Origin of the sequence: Streptomyces sp. NPDC059906 (genome assembly GCF_042730645.1) — a bacterium.
GTDB lineage: Bacteria > Actinomycetota > Actinomycetes > Streptomycetales > Streptomycetaceae > Streptomyces > Streptomyces rubrogriseus.
In genome coordinates this window covers 90,649-108,750 of sequence record NZ_JBHWKU010000024.1, presented here as the reverse complement: position 1 = coordinate 108,750, position 18,102 = coordinate 90,649, and the positions used below count along the sequence as shown (strand labels likewise).

The following is an 18,102-nucleotide window of genomic DNA, read 5'->3' as shown; positions in this document are numbered from 1 at the left end:
CGGACGACAAAGTCCACGGGCCGACTTCGGACCCCGGCCCCAAGCCGGGGCCGCGGTGATGTGCCGCCGGCCCGCGGGCACACCCGCCCGGCCCGCAGACGCAACTGCCCCGGACCGCGAGTGCGGTCCGGGGCAGGCAAGGGTGCCGGGCATCAGGGGGGTTCAGGATCGCAGGTGGTCGATGACGGCCCGGGCGGCCTGGCCGATCGCGCGGTCCGCGAGCGGCTGTCGGTCGGCCGGGGACGAGGTCCGCAGGAACACACCCACGGCGTACCGCTTTCCGTCCGGGTACGCGACGACGCCCACCTCGTTGCGGATGGCGAAGTCCGTGCCTGTCTTGCCGGCGATGCTCACGCCGCCCTCGGGGAACCCGGAGACCAGGCGGTGCTGCCAGACCTGCCGGCTCATGATGTCCCGGACCTCGGCACACGCCTGGGCGGGGCCTGCCTCGTCGCGCCAGATGGCGGCCAGCAGTGCGGTCGCCTCGCGCGGCGTGCTCGACGGGCTGCGGTCGGGGTCGCAGACACCGAGGGTCAGCAGCCGCTGAGCGGGGATGCCGCCCAGCTGGTCGTCGAGACAACCCTCGGGGTCGAGGCCCAGCTCCCGGCGGATGTCGTCGTCCAGCGCGCGGCAGGAGGACACGCCAAAGCCCGCGAACCCGAGCTCCGCAAGGGTTGCGCGGACCCGGTCCAGTCCGACGACGTCCAGGAGCAGATCGGTCGCGGCGTTGTCGCTGATCGTCATCATCATGAAGGCCAGGTCGCGGGCGCTCATCTCGACGTCGAACAGACATCCGTCGGTGCCGCTGCCGCCGACCCGGTAGGCGGCTGTCACCGTGTGCCGTCCGGCCGCGTCCAGCTGCCCGGCGGCCGTCTGGCGGGCGTACTCCAGCACGATGGGGATCTTGAAGACGGAGGCCAGCACGACCCGGGAGTCGGCTCGGTGACCGAACTCGGCGCCGGTGTCGATGTCACGGACGTGGACGAAGCCCTCGACCCCGGCGTGCGCGAAGGTCGACGAGAGCGCCGTGTGCACCTGATCAGTGCCGGTGGTGTGCGCGGCGATGGACATGTGGTCTCCTCACAGGGTGGTGTCGGGCCGGGCGGGGCGCAGGTGGTCAACGGCGGCCCGAGCCGCGCGTCCGATCGCGGCGTCTGCGGCGGGGTTGCGGCCGCCGAGGGCGGGGGTGCGCAGGAAGACCGCTACGGCGTAGCGACCGCCGTCGGGATACTCGACAACCCCGGCCTCGTTGAGGACCCCCCACAGGGAGCCGTTCTTCGCCGCGACCCTGACCTCGCTGTCGAAGCCGGCGATCAGGCGGTGCGTCGACAGCTGCCGGCTCATGAGGTCACGAACCTCGGCGCAGCCCTCGGCTGGGCCGGCCTCATCGCGCCAGATCGCGGTGAGCAGCGAGGTGATCTCGCGCGGCGTGCTGGAGCCGGAACGAGTGGGGTCGAGCATCGCCAGGCCCCGGATCCGCTCCTCGCTGACCGTCTCCAGCTGGGCATCGATGTCCCCGTCCGCGTCGATACCGAGTTCTTCCCAGACCGGATCCCACAGGTCGCGGTAGCGACCGACCGGCATCCGCGGGCACCCCAGCTCGGCGGCGAGGGCACGGACGTGGTCGACGCCGAGTATCTCCATGAGCTTGTCGGTGGCCGCGTTGTCGCTCATGGAGAGCATGAAGAACGCCAGGTCACGTGTGCTCATCGTGACGTCGTGCAGGCAGCTGTCGGTGCCGATGCCTCCGCCTTCACGGTTGGCGGAGGTGATCGTGTGCCGGGCGGCCCGGTCCATCTGCCCGGCAGCCGCCTGGCGGGCGTAGGCGAGCGCGATCGGGATCTTGCGGAGGGACGCGACGATCACGGGGTCGTCGGCCCGGAAGGCGGCCTCGCGGCCGGTGTCGATGTCGCGGGCGTGGACGAAGCCGTCAACTCGGGCCTCGTCGAAGATCGCCCGCAGGACGGCGGCCGGTGCGTCGGTGGTGGTGGACGGTGTCATGAAGAGGGCTCCGATCGTGGCGCGTTCAGCCGGCCTTGGGGGTGGCGCGTCCGCTGTAGTGCAGATAGGAACGACCGTCGGGGCGGTTCTCGAAGACCACGGCGTCCCACATCGAGTCGGTGTCGCAGCGGCCGACGAAGGTGTTGGCGTCGACCGCCGTGAGGTCCAGGGTCCGCGGCTGCGCGAGCCCCACCAGCATGCCCGTGGGCTGTGTGCTCAGACGCAGTCCGCCTTCATGGCAGGCCACGCGGATCCTGCTGCCCGCACGCTCATAGACACCGGTGAACCCAGCGACATCCACCTCCACAGGCTTGGCGGGCGGCGCGAGCGGATCAGGCACCCGCACGTCGTGCAGCTCATGGAGGAGTTCACTGACCAGGCGGTGCTGGAACTCGACGCTGTGCCCGCCGTTGACCAGCACGGCGATGACCGTCCCCAGGTCCGGGAGGACCCACAGGGCGGCGTGCTGGCCGATGGTGTCCCCGGTGTGGGAGACCACCTGGTGACCGTCCCACTCGTCCAGGCTCCAGCCGATGCCCCACTGCCGCCCGCCGGCGTAGGGGTTGGGCAGGTCGACCTGGGGCCGGCGCATCGCTTCCGGGTCGGCGAGCAGGGCGCCGGGGGTGAGGTGGGCGCGGCCGAAGGCGACCACGTCGGCGGCCCGGGCGCAGATGAGCCCCGCCGGGCCGACGGACCGCGGTAGCCCCCACGCCGGCGCCACGGCGCCGTCCTCGCTGTGGCCGACGGCGGCCGAGAACCGCAGCACCTCCTCCGGCAGCGTCCAGGTATGCGTCAGGTGCAGAGGGGCGCAGATCTGCTCGCGTAGCGCCTGGTCCCAGACCGTGCCGGTGAGCTGTTCGATCACCCGGCCGGCGATGACGAAGCCGGAGTTGCAGTACGAGTGGGAGTCCCCGACCGGGAAGGTCTGCTCCAGGTCCGTACATGCCTCGGCGTACCGGGCCAGGCAGTCGTCGCCGCGGCCCGTGTCCAGGAACAGGTCGCCGTCGATGCCAGAGGTGTGGGTGAGCAGATGGCGCAGCGTGATGGCGGCCGTCGCCTCGGCCTCCCGCACCCGGAAGTCGGGCAGCACGTCGACGACGGGCGTGTCCAGGGTGATGCGGCCCTGCTCGGCCAGCAGCATGATCTGCGTCGCCGTCCAGACCTTCGTGATCGAGCCGATCTGGAACAGCGAGTCGGTGCGCACCGGCGCTCCGGTGACGGTGTTGAGGACACCGGTGGCGCACTCGTACACCTCGCCTCCGCAGAAGAACGCCAGGCTCGCGCCCGGCACCTGCGACTCGGCGGCCAGCGCCGCGAGACGGCTCGCCCAGTGCTCCATGTCGGCCTTCACGCACACCCTCCGCAGCAGTCGATGAACTTGGCCCGCAGCGTAAGCGCGAGGCACCCCGGACGGTTGGTACCAGGCGACGAACCAGCAGGTGGCGGCTTGGACATGCGGACGACTCCGGGGGACGGTGTTGTTTCTAGGGTGGCGTCGACCTGGAGTGCAGAGGAGATGAAGATGCCGCTGATCGACCGTGACGACTCCGCGCTGGTGATCATCGATGTGCAGAGCGACTTCTACCCGCCGCGGCGCCTGGACGTGGACCGGCAGCGGTTCCACGAGATGGTGCAGCGCATCGTGTGGATCACGTCGGTGGCCGACCGCCTGGACATCCCGGTCGTGGTGACCGAGGAAGACCCCCACAGCAGCGGCCACACCGTTCCGGAAATCCGCGACGCGCTGCCGGCCAAGGCAGTCACACTGCCGAAGAACGCCTTCGCCGTGTGGGACAACCCCGACATCGCCGCAGCGATCGAAGCCACCGGCCGCACCACCATGATCCTGGTGGGCATCGAGACGGACATCTGCGTCGCCCACTCGGCGATCCAGCTCCACCACGCGGGCAAGCGCGTGGCGGTCGTGGACGACGCCGCGTACTCGCCGGGCCAGGCCCACGAGCGAGGGCTGCGGCGCCTGGCCGGCCGGGGCATCGAGACGCTGTCCGCCAAGGAGCTGTTCTACGACTGGGTGCGCACCATCGAGGCCGCGGACACCTTCCACGACACCCATGCGGACCTCACGGTCCCGCCGGGCGTACGCCTCTAAAGCCGTCGGCGGGGGTCAGTCGCCTGCCGCGGTGGGGTCCGTGCTCTCGGTGCGGACCCCACCGCCGTTACGCGTGCCCATCAGGCGCAGCTGGAGCATCGCGGCGAACCGGGCGGACGGGTCCTGCAGGTCGATCCGCCCCACCTCGGCCACCCGGCGGATGCGGTAGCGGAAGGTGTTGGGGTGGACGAACACGCTGGCGGAGGCGGTGATCACGTCTCCGAAGGCATCCAGCCAGGCCCGGAGTGTCTCGACGAGGTGGGCGTTGTGCTTGGCGTCGTAGGCGGCCAGCCGGGCGAGCGGGCCGGAGAGCTCGTCGCGGTTGGCGACCGCGATGTCCCGCATCTCCAGCAGGAGGGCGTCGACGTACACATCGGCGATCGCGGCGACGCGCTGGGATGTCTGGCCGCTGAACAGCACGCGCAGCGCCCGGTCGGCGTTCGCCCGCGAGCGCGGCAGCGTCGCCGGTTCCTGGGCCACCGAGCCGATACCGATGACGGCGCCCGCACGGTCACCGGTGCGCTCAAGGAAGTTCGACGCGACCTGCACAGCGCGCTCCCGCGCGGGAGCCGTATCCGCCGTCACCGGGAACAGCGCGTACGCCACGTCGCCCAGCAGGGCCACGGCGGAACGCGGCTGCACGGCACTCAGGTGCACGGCCAGGGCCCCGGCCAGGCGCTGACGTTCCGCGGTGACCTGGGCGTGGTCCTCGCCCGGTTCGGCTGCCAGCCCCATGGCCATCACGAGGATGGGTTCGTCGACCAGCCCCAGCCGGCCGAGCGCCTCGACTGCCCCCGCTCCGCCCTCCAGCACCGTCGTGACGAGCTCAGCACGCAGCCGGTTCTCCGCGTCGGTGCCCGCCCGGAAGCGCAACATGTGAAGAGCGACGAGCTTGGCGGCGTCCAGAAACGCCTTCTCCCGCTCGGGGGTCAGCGGGTTGCGCAGCGCCGCCCACACCGAGCCCAGGAATTCGTCACCCGCCCGCACCGCTACCGCAACCCGCGGCAGAGCCATCTCGTCACCGAGGGTCGGCGCGGGGACGTGCACCAGGCCCTCGCTGCGATACAACTCCTTGAAGACGCCGTGCTCCTCGTGGAGGCGCAGATAGCGCTCGGGCACCTGCCGGGCCAGGATGCTTGCCACGCGGGGGGCGTCCGCCTCGTCCTGCCGACCGGAGAAGGCCAGGATCTTGGAGCGGCGGTCCTCGATGGTGACGGGTGCGTCCAGCAGCGTGGCGATCGCGTTCGCCAGGGCGAACAGGTCACCCGATGGAACCCCGCCCAGCGTCGCTTCCTCGGCTTCGCCCACGTCCCCTTCGGCAAGCAGGGTGCGCAGCATCGCCGCCAGCTGGGCCCACGACGCCCCCCGCGTCAGCGCCAGCAGGGCCACGCCGGTCTCGCCCACCACCTCTTCCAGCTCGTCCGCGTCGTCGACCGGGCCCCGCACCACCAGAGCCGCGGCGTCATGGACCTGGAGACTGCCCAGGAGCTCGGCGATCTGCCCGGCTCCGTGCACACCGACGCCCAGCACGATCGCGCGCGGCGGGTAGTGCTGCTCGTCGTGCGGATCATGGATGCCGACACCGCCGATCTCGCCGGTCGCCTCGGCGTCGCCGTGAAGCAGGTCCAGGAGAGTGGAGCCGAGATCCTCCAGCACCCGGCTGAGGCTTCTGGCGGGGTGCGTCGACATGTGCCTGATCATCTCCGCAGGTTAGGACCGTCCGAGGCCCCGCTACTTCGTGCGTGCGGACGAGGATACGCCAGGCGTTCCGTTTCCCGGAACCAACTCATCGGGTGTCCACAGCCGGGACACAACGGCATCGACCAGGGCATCAGTTGAGTCCACCAGCGGCAGCACGCGCGCAGCGGCGCCACTGACCAGCGGGATCTCCGTGCACGCCGCGATGGCCACCTGAGCCCCCTGCCCCTTGAGGGTCTCGGTGGCCGACGCGATCCACTGCTCCGCTGCGGCCAGGTCCGCGCCGCCCTTGACCGCGCGGATCGCGGCGTCCACGTACTCCCGCTGCACACGGGCGGGAACCTGGATCACATCGAGGCCGAGCCGGGCGCCGGCACGCTCGTACAGACCCGCCAGACGCGTCCCCCGCGTCGCGAGAATTCCGACCCTCTTCGCGCCCGGTGCCGTTTCCGTCGCCGCCGCCAGCGCCGCCTTCACCATGTCCAGCACCTCGACTCCCGCGGCCTTGGACAGCTGCTCGACATAGGCGTGCGCGGTATTGCACGGGACGGCGAGGTACCGGGCCCCGGCCTGCTTCAGCCAGCGGGCTCCCTCCACCAGCGCCGGCACCGGCGAGGGGCCCTCGCCCAGCAGCGCCGCGGTCCGGTCAGGGACGGCGGGATCGGCCCACATGAGGACCGGCAGATGTCCCTGGTCGGTGACTGCCGGGGTGCGCTCGATCAGCCGACGGTAGAAGTCGGCCGTGGCCAGCGGCCCCATCCCCCCGAGGATGCCGAGAGCGGGACGGGGCCACCTCATCGCGCGACCGTCCCGCACGTCACGGCACTGGCGCACCCAGCGGCAGCCAACCGCTTGAGCAGCGGGAGGAACGCGAGATCACTCAAGGGAAGCGGCCTTTCGACGAGTCGGTCGGACCTCTTGATGCTGGTCTTTACCCGCGCCCGCGACGTCGTCGCCCGGCCCAAATTCTCCGGCTCGAATTCGGCCGCTGCTCCAGCCGCTTTCCGGATCACGGCACCGGCAGCAGCCGAGCGTGGCAGTCGACCCGAGACTTCGGCCCTCCCGACGAAACGGACAGCGAAGAGCTGTGCACAGCACCGAAGACCCCGGTGCCCGCCGTGGTTTGACTGGCGCTGGAACGTCCAGGCGACCTGATCGTCGATGGAACCAATATCGACATCTTGCGGCTGATCCGTCCGGCGAAACGCCCACACCGCAGCCTGTGTCCGCCGCGACCCCCTCGACTCGAAAGCCCTTCCATGCACACGCACGACCCTGCCCTGACCGAACTGGTCCTCGAGCGCGTGCGCGACCGTCTCCGGACGGATGGCGCTCCGCTCAATCACCCCGGCCAGCACGACAAGCTCGAAAGTGCTTTGTCCGGCCTGATCGGCACGGATGGCAATGACCCGGCCGACGTCCTGGGCCTGTACACCGACCACCTCGCGCCGACGGTAGTCGGCTGCGACAGCCCGCGCTTCCTGTCCTTCATACCCGCCGCCCCCACACAAGCCGCCGTGTTGTTCGACATGCTCGTCTCGTGCTCGTCGATTCAGGGCGTGTCGTGGATGCTCGCCGCCGGACCGGTTGCCGCCGAGAATGAGGTACTGAGGCTGCTCGCGGACCTGGCCGGGCTGCCGGGCACCGCGGGCGGCTGCTTCGTCTCCGGCGGCTCGGCCGGCAACCTGTCCGCGCTGGTGACGGCCCGGGACACAGCCCGCTGCCGGCGCGGCTACGACGAATACGCACGGGTCAGGATTGCCCTGTCCGACCAGGCCCACTCCTCCATCAGCAACACGCTGCGCATCATCGGCGTCGAACCACTCCTGGTGCCCACACGCGACCACCGGCTCTCCGGCGCAGACCTACGGGCCGCACTCCAGGCCGACGGCGACCCCGGCAACGTCATCGCAGTGGTGGCCACGGCCGGCACGACCAATGCCGGGATCATCGACGACCTCGCGGGGGTAGCTGAGGTAGCCCGCGAGTTCGACCTGTGGTTCCACATCGACGGCGCGTACGGCGGCGCCGGGCTCCTCGCCCCCAGCGTCCGCGACCGCTACCGGGGCATCGAGCACGCCGACTCCCTCGTCATCGATCCCCACAAGTGGCTGTTCGCCCCCCTCGACTGCGCCGCCCTGATCTACCGCAACCCGGCCCTGGCCAAGGCAGCCCACACCCAAGACGCCTCCTACCTCGACGCCCTGCACACCGACGGCGAAACCGAATGGAACCCCTCCGACTACGCTCACCACCTCAGCCGCCGCGCACGCGGCCTGCCGCTGTGGTTCTCCCTCGCCGTACACGGCACCCACGCCTACACCGATGCCATCGAGAGCGCGCTCACCCTCGCTCGCGAGAGCGCCGCACTCATCCAGAACACCCCACACGTCGAACTGATCCGCGAACCCGACCTGTCCGTCGTCCTCTTCCGCCGCGTCGGCTGGACCTCCCACGACTACCAGACATGGTCCAGCCGACTCCTCGCCGACCAGACAGGCTTCGTTGCCCCGACCGGCTGGGAAGGCGAGACCGTCGCCCGGTTCGCGTTCCTGCACCCAGCCACCTCCCTCAGCCTGGTCCAAGAAATTCTCGACACCATGGCTTCCTAGAGGTGTTGTCAAGCTGCCGTAGTGAGGCCGCCGCCCGCATGCACAACCTCGCCCTCGCCTCATGACCGCACAGCCCGGACGCCGCCTCCGTCCTGCCCGATCACGACCTTGCGCAACACCCCAGGGCAACGGCTCTGTCGAGGTAGTCGAGTGCGGTGGCCAGGCGTAGTCGGCCTTCGTCGCTGTGGGTGTCAATCCACACTGCTGCGTCAAGATTGGCTGCTGCATACCCGAGGAGAAGCCGCTGGTAGCCAGACGTGAGGGATTCGACCCGCCGTAAGGCTGTCAGAAGGGACGGCACTGTGGTGTGCACGGTTTGGTGAGGGGCCAGAACACGTAGGAATCTGGCGAATGTGCTCCTGGACCGTCTTGGCGTAGACGCTGCCGGAGACGTCGGTGTCGGGCAGTGTGCGTTGTCGGGCCAGCTGAACGACATCCACTGGCCAGGAGCGATCTGGATGGTCGTACGAGGGCTTCGGGAGATATGGCACGGGGCACGGACTCCTGTGCGGTCTCGTGCAATGGGATCACCGGGATGTGCTCGGAGCTGTCGGCGGGGGCAGAGGGAACACGCCGTCGACACCGTTGAGAAGCTGGGGTGCGGTCGTGGTATCCGTGGTGTGCGGCTCGGGTCCGTTTCCGGCAGGCGCACTCGAAAGCACCTGCCGGAGGTTCGGCTCTGTTCAGGGAGTGGATCAGGCCGCGCGCGGCGTCCAGGAATACGGAGGCAAGGGATGGCCGTCCCTCATCCAGTAGCAAAACTCCTGGGCGCCGCGCAGTGTGCCAGTCCCGGTGGCCGTGCGGCCGTCGACCATCTCGAAGTGGTCGATTTCGATGAGCACGTGGTCACCGACCTGCTGGGACAGTCCGAGGTCAAGCAGGACCCGGCCGTTGCAGCTTCCGATGAGGGCCCACGCGTTCTTCCACAGGAACGTTGCGCGTGCTCCCTGTCGGGAGGTGAAGAAGAAGTCGCCGGCCGCGTGCTGGTTGATGACGCAGAAGACCCACATCAGCCCGGTGGCGTGCGCCAGTTCCTTGCCGTGGGTGTTGGGCACGGACTCCTTGGCCTGCTGGAACTCGACCCTCGTGCTGTCCGCACCCAGGAGGTCCAGGCGTCGGCGGCCGCCTGCCATGCGGATCTCCGACCGCGCTGAGCCGACTACCCGTTGGTAGCACAGGGTCCACATCTTGCGCTCCCGAGACGCGCGCATCGGGGCGGTGACGAGTGCGAAATCCGCCGGGGTCATGCAGCGGCTGCCAGGGAGAAGGCGGACAGGAACTCGCGGAGTCTCTTGTACGTCAGGCCGTGGGCACGCACATCGACCTTCTCCGCTCGGATGATCTCCTCGACGCTGGTGGTGTCGGGGTGCCGAGGCTGAGCGGCCGCGGCCAGTTCCAAGACGTCGTAATAGCCGCGCATCTGGACGGACTGACGCTTGACCGTCTTGATGGTGTTCTTGCGCTCCTCGACCTGGCGTAGTGCCTCCGCGACCAGGTCAGTGTCTTCGGCTTCCTCAAGGGACTGCAACTGGCGGGCGAAACTGTTGAGCTTCTCGTAGCAGTGGCTTCGTGCGGCGTTGAGCTGAACCGCGACAGGGTTGACCTTGGGTTCCTGCTCGGGCACGGACTGGTCCGGCGGCACCACGACCGTCATGATCTCGCCGGTCTCGGGGTGGATCATTTCCACCCGCTGCCCGGGGATGAGCTTCTCCGGCAGCGGTTTGGGCTCCCTGACCTTGTGCGGAGGCAGCTTCGGGCCGCGCTGGTCACGGGCGTGAGCAGCCCAGGCGTTCTTGAAGCTGCGCTGCAGTGCGGCAGCGTGCCGCCGCTGTTCCAGGCCAACGTAGGCGGGGTTGTCCGCGGTGGGCGCGGGGAGCTTGTGTCGGATGTAGTCCTGAGCCGCCACCGCGTTGTCGGTGTGCAGCGCCGCGGCGTCTGTCATGTCGATGAACAGAGCGAGAGCGGCGGCCTGGTCTTCCCGCTCGTATTCGGCAGGACCGACGAAGACCTGCCCTTCGTGCTCAATGACGTGGTAGCTCATGCCACTTCCTCTTTCATGTGAATACCAGCTCGCACTTCAGCGAGCAGGAGTTCGTGCCATTCGGTGATCGACCCGCACAGTCGGCTCAGGGCCTGGAATTGCTCGGGCGGAAGTGCTTCCACCACCTGCGACGGATCGAGATCAAGGGGTTCCTTCAGCGCCTTCATGGCGCGTAGAACCATCCGCAAAATCACTTCGAGGGGTTCGGCGGGCTCGTCGGTCCCGAAGACTTGACTCTCCTGAGCCCTGGCCCCCGCCTTGGCCCTGCGCAGCGCCAACGCTGCGCAATTCAGGACCTCCAGACCTCCTTCTGCGGCAAGGTCGCCGAAGAACCGGGCCAGCTCATCGGGATCATCAGCCACCGTGCGCAACACCGCCGTCACGACGGCCGGATCCGTACGGACGCCGTCCAGAGCCGAGACCTGCTCGCCGCCACCCGGCTCGACCCCGTTCGGGGCCGACGCCGGGACATCCCTGGATGTGGGACCTGCGCCCAGGAGGCGCAGATACTCCTGGCGGGTCAGATGGGTGCTGCCGGAGGGGGCGAACGAACGCAGCGCCTCCAGAAGGAGTCCGAACCGCACGTCGGGGTCATCAGCGGTGCCGAAGGTATGCAGAGCCACTTCACGCAGCAGGGTGTATGAGGCCACGCCACCGGTGCCGGCGATCGCCTCCCGCCGTTCGGCGGTGTACCACGCGGAAACCCTCCGGTACTGGTCGGCGGTGTCCACGCTGATGCCACGCCCCCGGACGAAGTCCTCCAGGGCCTGACGCGTGTTGACCGCACTACCCGTCGACCCCATCGGCACCTTCGCCAAGACCAGGTCGCCCTTGGACAGCCTTGCGGCGCACACCGCTGCCACGCCCACTGCCTCGGCATGGTCGAGCTGATCCCAGATCGCCTGCACGCCGTCGCCTGCCTGACCGGCATCCTGCACGGCACGGCCCGGCTCGTTCCAGAAGTTCATGCCGCTGAAGCTAGGAGAGACCACCGACAAACCAGGGTCCGAATCCCGTCCTGCGATCCCCCGCGCAGCCCAATCAGCACATGGTCATTTCCCGGGAAGGAGTATTCGTAGCAGGAAAAGAACCCTTTCCTCGAAGGAGCCTTGAATGGAGGCGGCACGGTCCTGCCGTCGCCCGAATTCGCCAGAACGAGGGATGACCACGGTGCCGCCCGGGCCCGCATCGCAGACGGCACGGATCTCAGAACGTCTGCATGAATTGGCCAGGCAGCCATCCTCCGTTGACTGGCACTCCGGCAGCCGGGGACGCTCCTCGGCCGTGAGGGTGTTGCCGCTGCTGCTCTGTGCGTTCACGCTCCGATTCCGGGAACGACATAACCGCCAGGACCACAGAGTCACCGAAGAGACGCCTGCGCCACACACCGTCATTTGGTACCCGACGGAGGGGAAAGAGTGACGACCCACCTGACCGTGTGCGTTTCGGTGTGGCGTCCGCCACATTTAGGCAGGTCGCGCGCGGTTTTCGGGGAGGAAGCGACCCCGGCCTCCGGGTCGGCGCCACCGTCGGATCTTCGCGATGAGTACGGCCACCGAACGCCTCGCGCGACGGCTTTGACCTGCGGAAATCTGCCAACAGAGGAGACTGGGCGCGTCGTTCGGGGCGCTACGCGGCTGGAAAAGTGCAACGGTCAGAAGACCGTGTGTGTTTTGACATGGACGCAAAAACCCTGAGCTGCATTCCTGCAGGTCAGGGTCTTGATCCGGAGTGCCCCCGGCAGGATTCGAACCTGCGCACACGGCTCCGGAGGCCGTTGCTCTATCCCCTGAGCTACGGGGGCGTGTCCGTCGCGTTCGGTGTTGCTCGCGGCGACGGGTAGAACACTACCAGCTCGCCCGGGGTGGTCATGAACGGGTTTTGGCGGGTCGTGACGGGGTCCGTGCAGGGCGTTGTCACCCGCAGGGGGCGGAAGTCGGGAAAACCCGGACGCGGTGGCCGGTCCGGACCTACTCTCGAGTTGTGCCTAGGCCGTCCGGCCGGATTCTTGTCGTCGACGACAACAAGGTCATCCGGCAGCTGATCAGGGTCAACCTCGAGCTGGAGGGCTTCGAGGTCGTGACCGCGGGCGATGGTGCCGAGTGTCTGGAAGTCGTCCATCAGGTGCGGCCCGACGCCGTGACGCTGGACGTGGTCATGCCTCGGCTGGACGGGCTCAGGACCGCCGCCCGGCTGCGTGCCGATCCGCGTACCCGGGACCTTCCGATCGCGATCGTCAGCGCCTGTACGCAGTACGAGGTCGACGCCGGGTTCGCCGCGGGGGCCGACGCCTTTCTGTCCAAGCCCTTCGAGCCCGCCGAGCTGGTCGGTCTGGTGCGGCAGTTGGTGGAGCGGAAGGGGAGTGGGTCCACCGTCGTCAGCGGGGCGTCCGGGCCGGGTTCCGGGTCGCCGGGGCCCGGGGCCGGGGCCTCGCCGCCGCGGGTGCGTGGGCTCGCCGGGGAGAGTGGGGCGTCCGCGCAGGCGTGAACCGCGACCCGGGTCCGGTCCCCCCTTGGGGGTGCCGGCTTGCGTCCATATCCCGGGACCGGCGCACATCGGTTCGCCTCCCCACCCCCTTCCTCCCATACGCTTGTCCCGTGACACCCGTAGAGCTCTCCCGCACCGTGCTGCACGCGGTGCGTCGCGCCGTCGACGCGGGGGAGCTGAGCGTGGCCGTGCCGACGCGTGCCGTGGTCGCGCCGCCGGGGCCCGGAGGGTGCGGGGACTACGCCACCAGCATCGCCCTCCAGCTGGCCCGCCCGGCCGGGCAGACGCCGTTCCGGGTCGCCGAGGTGCTGCGGCCCTACCTGGTCGGAATGGACGGGATCACCGATGTCGTCCTCACCGGGCCGGGGTTTCTCAACATCAGGCTCGATCGCGCCGCCTCCGACGTCGGTCTCGTCGCCGAGATCCTGCGCCGCGGGGACCGGTACGGGTACGCCGGCCAACCGGACGGGCGCGTCGTGCAGCTCCACTGCCCCCACGACCTGCGTGCCGTCGTCGTCGCCGAGGCATCCGCACGGCTGCTCCGCTCCCAGGGGGCCCTCGTCCGCGTGAGCGCCGAGGGGTTCGAGGGCGCCTGGACCTCCGTCCTCGGGGTGACGGTGGACGCGGTCGGACACGCACCCGCGGGGCTGCCCGTCAACGTCCGGCCCGTCCCCGTCCCCGTCCCCGTCCCCATCCCCGCCCCCGGGTCCGCCGACCCGATGTCCCTCGGGCGCGACGCCGGACGCTGGGCCCTGCTCCACCCCGCGGCCCACGACCGGCCCCGGGTCGGCGACCAGCACCTCGTCCAGCGGGAGAGCAACCCCCTCTTCCGCGTGCGGTACGCCCACGCCCGGGCCCGGGCCGCCGCTCGCAACGCCGCCGACCTCGGGTTCACCGCCGAACCCGGCCCCCTCGCAGACGTAGAGCCGGAACTCCTCGCCGTCCTCGCCGACCACCCCCGCGTCCTCGCCGCCGCCGCGGACCACCGCGCCCCCGACCGGCTTGCCCGGCACCTCGTCACCGTCGCCGACGCCGCGCTGCCGTTCCTGCCCACCGTGCTGCCCCGCGGCGGGGAGAAACCCTCGGCCGCCCACCGCGCCCGGCTGGCGCTCGCCGAAGCCGTCGGGGCGGTGCTGGCCGGCGGCCTGGACCTCCTCGGCATCGACGCACCCGCACACCTCTGAGAGAGCACGGAAGACGCCATGAGCCGTTCCGCACACCCCGCCGGGCCCCGCCACGCCGATGTCCTGCCCGAGGGGCATTACACCGCCCCGGCCGAGGACCTCAACGCCCTCGACCCCAAGGTCTGGGCCCGCACCGTCGGGCGGGACGCGGACGGGGTCGTCACCGTCGGCGGGATTCCCGTCACGCAGCTCGCCGAGGAGTACGGCACCCCCTCCTACCTCCTCGACGAAACCGACTTCCGGGGGCGGGCGCGGGCGTGGCGCACCGCGTTCGGCGACGGCGCCGACGTCTTCTACGCCGGGAAGGCCTTCCTGTCGCGCGCCGTCGTGCGGTGGCTGCATGAAGAAGGGCTCAACCTCGATGTCTGTTCCGGGGGCGAGCTCGCCACCGCGCTCTCCGCCGGGATGCCCGCCGAGCGGATCGCCTTCCACGGGAACAACAAGTCGCCGGAGGAGATCGAGCGGGCCGTGCGCGCCGGGGTGGGGCGGATCGTGCTCGACTCCTTCCAGGAGATCGTGCGGGTCGCGCACATCGCCCAGTCGCTCGGCAGGCGGCAGCGGGTGCAGATCCGGATCACCGTCGGGGTCGAGGCGCACACGCACGAGTTCATCGCCACCGCCCACGAGGACCAGAAGTTCGGGATTCCGCTGGCCGGCGGGCAGGCCGCCGAAGCGGTGCGGCGGGCGCTGCAGCTGGACGGGCTCGAACTCATCGGGATCCACTCGCACATCGGGTCCCAGATCTTCGACATGTCGGGGTTCGAGGTCGCCGCGCACCGGGTCGTGGGGCTGCTCAGGGACATCCGGGACGAGCACGGTGTCGAGCTGCCCGAGATCGACCTCGGGGGCGGGCTCGGCATCGCGTACACCAGTGACGACGATCCCCGCGAGCCGCACGAGATCGCCAAGGCGCTGACCGAGATCGTGACGCGGGAGTGCGAGGCCGCCCGGCTCGCCACCCCCCGCATCTCCGTCGAGCCCGGGCGGGCCATCGTCGGGCCCACCGCCTTCACGCTCTACGAGGTCGGCACCGTCAAGCCGCTCGACGGGCTGCGGACGTACGTCTCCGTCGACGGCGGGATGTCCGACAACATCCGGACCGCGCTCTACGACGCCGAGTACAGCGTCGCCCTCGCCTCGCGCACCTCCGACGCCGAGCCGATGCTCGTGCGCGTCGTCGGCAAGCACTGCGAGAGCGGGGACATCGTGGTCAAGGACGCCTTCCTGCCGGGGGACCTGGCACCCGGTGACCTCATCGCCGTACCGGCGACGGGGGCGTACTGCCGCTCCATGGCCAGCAACTACAACCACGCGCTGCGGCCGCCGGTCGTCGCCGTGCGGGACGGTGCGGCGCGGGTCGTCGTGCGGCGGGAGACCGAGGAGGATCTGCTGCGTCTCGACGTCGGGTGACGCCCGGGGGAGCGAGAGATGGGGGCGGGCGAAGATCTTTCGGTCCGCACCCCCTCAGAAAATGAAATAAACGTCTCACGATCCGGACGAAAGGCAGAAAATCCCGTCCGGTGCGTGAGACTGGTCCAACCGTAGACGGTATGAGGAAACGAGGTCGGATGATGCGTACGCGTCCGCTGAAGGTGGCGCTGCTGGGCTGTGGAGTGGTCGGCTCAGAGGTGGCGCGCATCATGACGACGCACGCCGCGGACCTCGCCGCCCGGATCGGGGCCCCGGTGGAGCTCGCGGGCGTCGCCGTACGGCGGCCCGACAAGGTGCGGGAGGGGATCGACCCGGCCCTCGTCACCACCGACGCCACCGCGCTCGTCAAGCGCGGGGACATCGACGTCGTGGTGGAGGTGATCGGGGGGATCGAGCCCGCGCGGACGCTCATCACCACCGCCTTCGCGCACGGCGCCTCCGTGGTCTCCGCCAACAAGGCGCTCATCGCCCAGGACGGCGCCGCCCTGCACGCCGCCGCCGACGAGCACGGCAAGGACCTGTACTACGAGGCCGCCGTCGCCGGTGCCATCCCGCTGATCCGGCCGCTGCGCGAGTCGCTGGCCGGCGACAAGGTCAACCGGGTGCTCGGCATCGTCAACGGGACGACCAACTTCATCCTCGATGCCATGGACTCGACCGGGGCCGGGTATCAGGAGGCGCTCGACGAGGCCACCGCCCTCGGGTACGCCGAGGCCGACCCGACCGCCGACGTCGAGGGCTTCGACGCCGCCGCCAAGGCCGCCATCCTCGCCGGGATCGCCTTCCACACGCGCGTGCGCCTCGACGACGTCTACCGCGAGGGCATGACCGAGGTCACCGCCGCCGACTTCGCCTCCGCCAAGGAGATGGGCTGCACCATCAAGCTGCTCGCCATCTGCGAGCGGGCGGCGGACGGAGGCTCGGTCACCGCGCGCGTGCATCCCGCGATGATCCCGCTCAGCCATCCGCTGGCCAATGTGCGCGAGGCGTACAACGCGGTCTTCGTGGAGTCCGACGCCGCCGGACAGCTCATGTTCTACGGGCCCGGCGCCGGCGGTTCGCCGACCGCGTCCGCCGTGCTCGGCGACCTGGTGGCCGTGTGCCGCAACCGGCTGGGCGGAGCGACCGGACCCGGTGAGTCCGCGTACGCCGCCCTGCCCGTCTCCCCGATGGGCGACGTCGTCACGCGCTACCACATCAGCCTCGACGTGGCCGACAAACCGGGCGTGCTCGCCCAGGTCGCGACCGTGTTCGCGGAGCACGGTGTCTCCATCGACACCGTGCGGCAGTCCGGCAAGGACGGCGAGGCATCCCTCGTCGTCGTCACCCATCGCGCGTCCGACGCCGCCCTCGGCGGAACGGTCGAGGCGCTGCGCAAGCTCGACACCGTGCGGGGTGTCGCCAGCATCATGCGGGTTGAAGGAGAGTAACCAGCAATGACTCACCAGTGGCGCGGAATCATCGAGGAGTACCGGGACCGGCTGCCCGTCTCCGACAGCACGCCCGTCGTGACGCTCCGTGAGGGCGGCACCCCCCTCGTGCCCGCGCAGGTGCTCTCCGAGCGCACCGGCTGCGAGGTCCACCTCAAGGTCGAGGGGGCGAACCCGACCGGGTCCTTCAAGGACCGCGGCATGACCATGGCCATCAGCAAGGCGAAGGAGGAGGGCGCGCAGGCTGTTATCTGCGCGTCCACCGGGAACACGTCCGCCTCCGCCGCCGCGTACGGTGTGCGCGCGGGCATGGTCTCCGCCGTGCTCGTGCCGCAGGGCAAGATCGCGCTCGGCAAGATGGGCCAGGCCCTCGTGCACGGCGCGAAGATCCTCCAGGTCGACGGCAACTTCGACGACTGCCTCACGCTGGCCCGCGCGCTCAGCGACAACTACCCGGTGGCACTGGTCAATTCGGTCAACCCGGTGCGTATCGAGGGGCAGAAGACGGCCGCCTTCGAGATCGTGGACATGCTCGGCGACGCGCCCGACATACATGTCCTTCCCGTGGGCAACGCGGGCAACATCACCGCGTACTGGAAGGGGTACCAGGAGTACGCCGCCGACGGGGTCAGCACCAGGAAGCCCCGCATGTGGGGGTTCCAGGCCTCCGGCTCCGCCCCGATTGTGCGCGGCGAGGTCGTCAAGGACCCGTCGACCATCGCCACCGCCATCCGGATCGGCAACCCCGCCTCGTGGGACTTCGCGCTCGCCGCGCGCGACGAGTCGGGCGGCGCCATCGACGAGGTGACGGACCGTGAGATCCTGCGCGCCTACCGGCTGTTGGCCTCGCAGGAGGGCGTCTTCGTGGAGCCCGCCTCCGCCGCCTCCGTGGCCGGACTGCTGAAGGCCGCCGAGCAGGGCAGGGTCGACCCGGGGCAGCGCATCGTGTGCACCGTCACCGGCAACGGGCTGAAGGACCCGGACTGGGCCGTCGCCGGCGCGCCGCAGCCGGTCACCGTCCCGGTCGACGCGGCGACGGCGGCCGAGCGGCTCGGGCTGATCTGAGCGGCGCGCCGGTGAGCTGATCTGAGCGGCGCGCCGGTGAAAG

15 protein-coding genes and 1 tRNA gene are annotated in these 18,102 nt (G+C 70.1%); 7 read left to right on the top strand and 9 right to left on the bottom strand.

Annotated features, from left to right (window positions below; translation table 11 throughout):
- Nucleotides 1-162: 162 nt before the first annotated feature.
- Genes ACFV9J_RS29645 through ACFV9J_RS29635 form a run of 3 tightly spaced genes read right to left on the bottom strand, consistent with a single transcriptional unit; the run spans nt 163 to nt 3,352 of the window.
- A complete protein-coding gene (locus ACFV9J_RS29645; RefSeq protein ID WP_385359070.1) occupies nt 163-1,071 on the bottom strand; it encodes a serine hydrolase in 909 nt (302 codons plus the stop codon).
- A 9-nt stretch (nt 1,072-1,080) separates the two neighbouring features.
- Entirely contained in the window at nt 1,081-2,001 is a 921-nt protein-coding gene (locus ACFV9J_RS29640; RefSeq protein ID WP_385359068.1) for a serine hydrolase, read from the bottom strand.
- A gap of 25 nt (nt 2,002-2,026) precedes the next feature.
- Nucleotides 2,027-3,352 (bottom strand): serine hydrolase, encoded by a 1,326-nt coding sequence (locus ACFV9J_RS29635; protein WP_385359067.1) that lies wholly within the window; start codon nt 3,350-3,352, stop codon nt 2,027-2,029.
- 171 nt (nt 3,353-3,523) lie between these two features.
- On the opposite strand from ACFV9J_RS29635, the gene ACFV9J_RS29630 reads away from it, so the two are divergent.
- A complete protein-coding gene (locus ACFV9J_RS29630) occupies nt 3,524-4,111 on the top strand; it encodes an isochorismatase family protein (RefSeq protein WP_385359065.1) in 588 nt (195 codons plus the stop codon).
- Nucleotides 4,112-4,126: 15 nt separating this feature from the next.
- Here the strand turns inward: ACFV9J_RS29630 and ACFV9J_RS29625 are convergent, their stop codons facing one another.
- Both ACFV9J_RS29625 and ACFV9J_RS29620 read right to left on the bottom strand, forming a co-directional pair.
- The gene (locus ACFV9J_RS29625) at nt 4,127-5,800 is read right to left on the bottom strand and encodes a PucR family transcriptional regulator (protein WP_385359062.1); all 1,674 of its coding nucleotides are present in this window, start codon (nt 5,798-5,800) and stop codon (nt 4,127-4,129) included.
- Between the two features lie 42 nt (nt 5,801-5,842).
- Complete coding sequence (locus tag ACFV9J_RS29620; RefSeq protein ID WP_385359060.1) at nt 5,843-6,607, bottom strand: aspartate/glutamate racemase family protein; 765 nt, start codon at nt 6,605-6,607, stop codon at nt 5,843-5,845.
- 461 nt (nt 6,608-7,068) lie between these two features.
- Between ACFV9J_RS29620 and ACFV9J_RS29615 the strand changes: the two genes are divergently transcribed.
- The gene (locus ACFV9J_RS29615) at nt 7,069-8,421 is read left to right on the top strand and encodes a pyridoxal phosphate-dependent decarboxylase family protein (RefSeq protein ID WP_385359057.1); all 1,353 of its coding nucleotides are present in this window, start codon (nt 7,069-7,071) and stop codon (nt 8,419-8,421) included.
- Nucleotides 8,422-9,116: 695 nt separating this feature from the next.
- On the opposite strand, the gene ACFV9J_RS29610 is transcribed toward ACFV9J_RS29615, so the two are convergent.
- From ACFV9J_RS29610 to ACFV9J_RS29595, 4 genes are all read right to left on the bottom strand, one after another.
- Nucleotides 9,117-9,554 carry a hypothetical protein gene (locus tag ACFV9J_RS29610; protein ID WP_385359055.1) on the bottom strand — a complete coding sequence of 146 codons (438 nt, stop codon included), beginning with the start codon at nt 9,552-9,554 and terminating at the stop codon, nt 9,117-9,119.
- 110 nt (nt 9,555-9,664) lie between these two features.
- A complete protein-coding gene (locus tag ACFV9J_RS29605) occupies nt 9,665-10,462 on the bottom strand; it encodes a hypothetical protein (RefSeq protein WP_385359053.1) in 798 nt (265 codons plus the stop codon).
- Nucleotides 10,459-11,430, bottom strand: a complete 972-nt coding sequence (locus ACFV9J_RS29600; protein ID WP_385359050.1) for a hypothetical protein — start codon at nt 11,428-11,430, stop codon at nt 10,459-10,461. The genes ACFV9J_RS29605 and ACFV9J_RS29600 overlap by 4 nt, the downstream gene beginning before the upstream one ends.
- 764 nt (nt 11,431-12,194) lie before the next feature.
- Nucleotides 12,195-12,266: transfer RNA gene (locus ACFV9J_RS29595), tRNA-Arg, on the bottom strand.
- Between the two features lie 179 nt (nt 12,267-12,445).
- Here ACFV9J_RS29595 and ACFV9J_RS29590 point away from each other — a divergent pair.
- The 5 genes from ACFV9J_RS29590 to thrC all read left to right on the top strand — a co-directional run bounded on the left by ACFV9J_RS29590 (nt 12,446) and on the right by thrC (nt 18,059).
- Nucleotides 12,446-12,949, top strand: coding sequence for a response regulator (locus ACFV9J_RS29590; RefSeq protein ID WP_385359047.1), 504 nt, complete (start codon nt 12,446-12,448; stop codon nt 12,947-12,949).
- 110 nt (nt 12,950-13,059) lie between these two features.
- Nucleotides 13,060-14,133, top strand: a complete 1,074-nt coding sequence (gene nrtL, locus ACFV9J_RS29585) for an ArgS-related anticodon-binding protein NrtL (RefSeq protein ID WP_385359044.1) — start codon at nt 13,060-13,062, stop codon at nt 14,131-14,133.
- Nucleotides 14,134-14,151: 18 nt separating this feature from the next.
- The gene (gene lysA, locus ACFV9J_RS29580) at nt 14,152-15,543 is read left to right on the top strand and encodes a diaminopimelate decarboxylase (protein WP_385359042.1); all 1,392 of its coding nucleotides are present in this window, start codon (nt 14,152-14,154) and stop codon (nt 15,541-15,543) included.
- 158 nt (nt 15,544-15,701) lie between these two features.
- Entirely contained in the window at nt 15,702-16,994 is a 1,293-nt protein-coding gene (locus ACFV9J_RS29575; RefSeq protein WP_016327275.1) for a homoserine dehydrogenase, read from the top strand.
- A gap of 6 nt (nt 16,995-17,000) precedes the next feature.
- Nucleotides 17,001-18,059: a threonine synthase gene (gene thrC / locus ACFV9J_RS29570; RefSeq protein WP_385359039.1), complete on the top strand. Its 1,059-nt coding sequence runs from the start codon at nt 17,001-17,003 to the stop codon at nt 18,057-18,059.
- Nucleotides 18,060-18,102 lie beyond the last annotated feature (43 nt).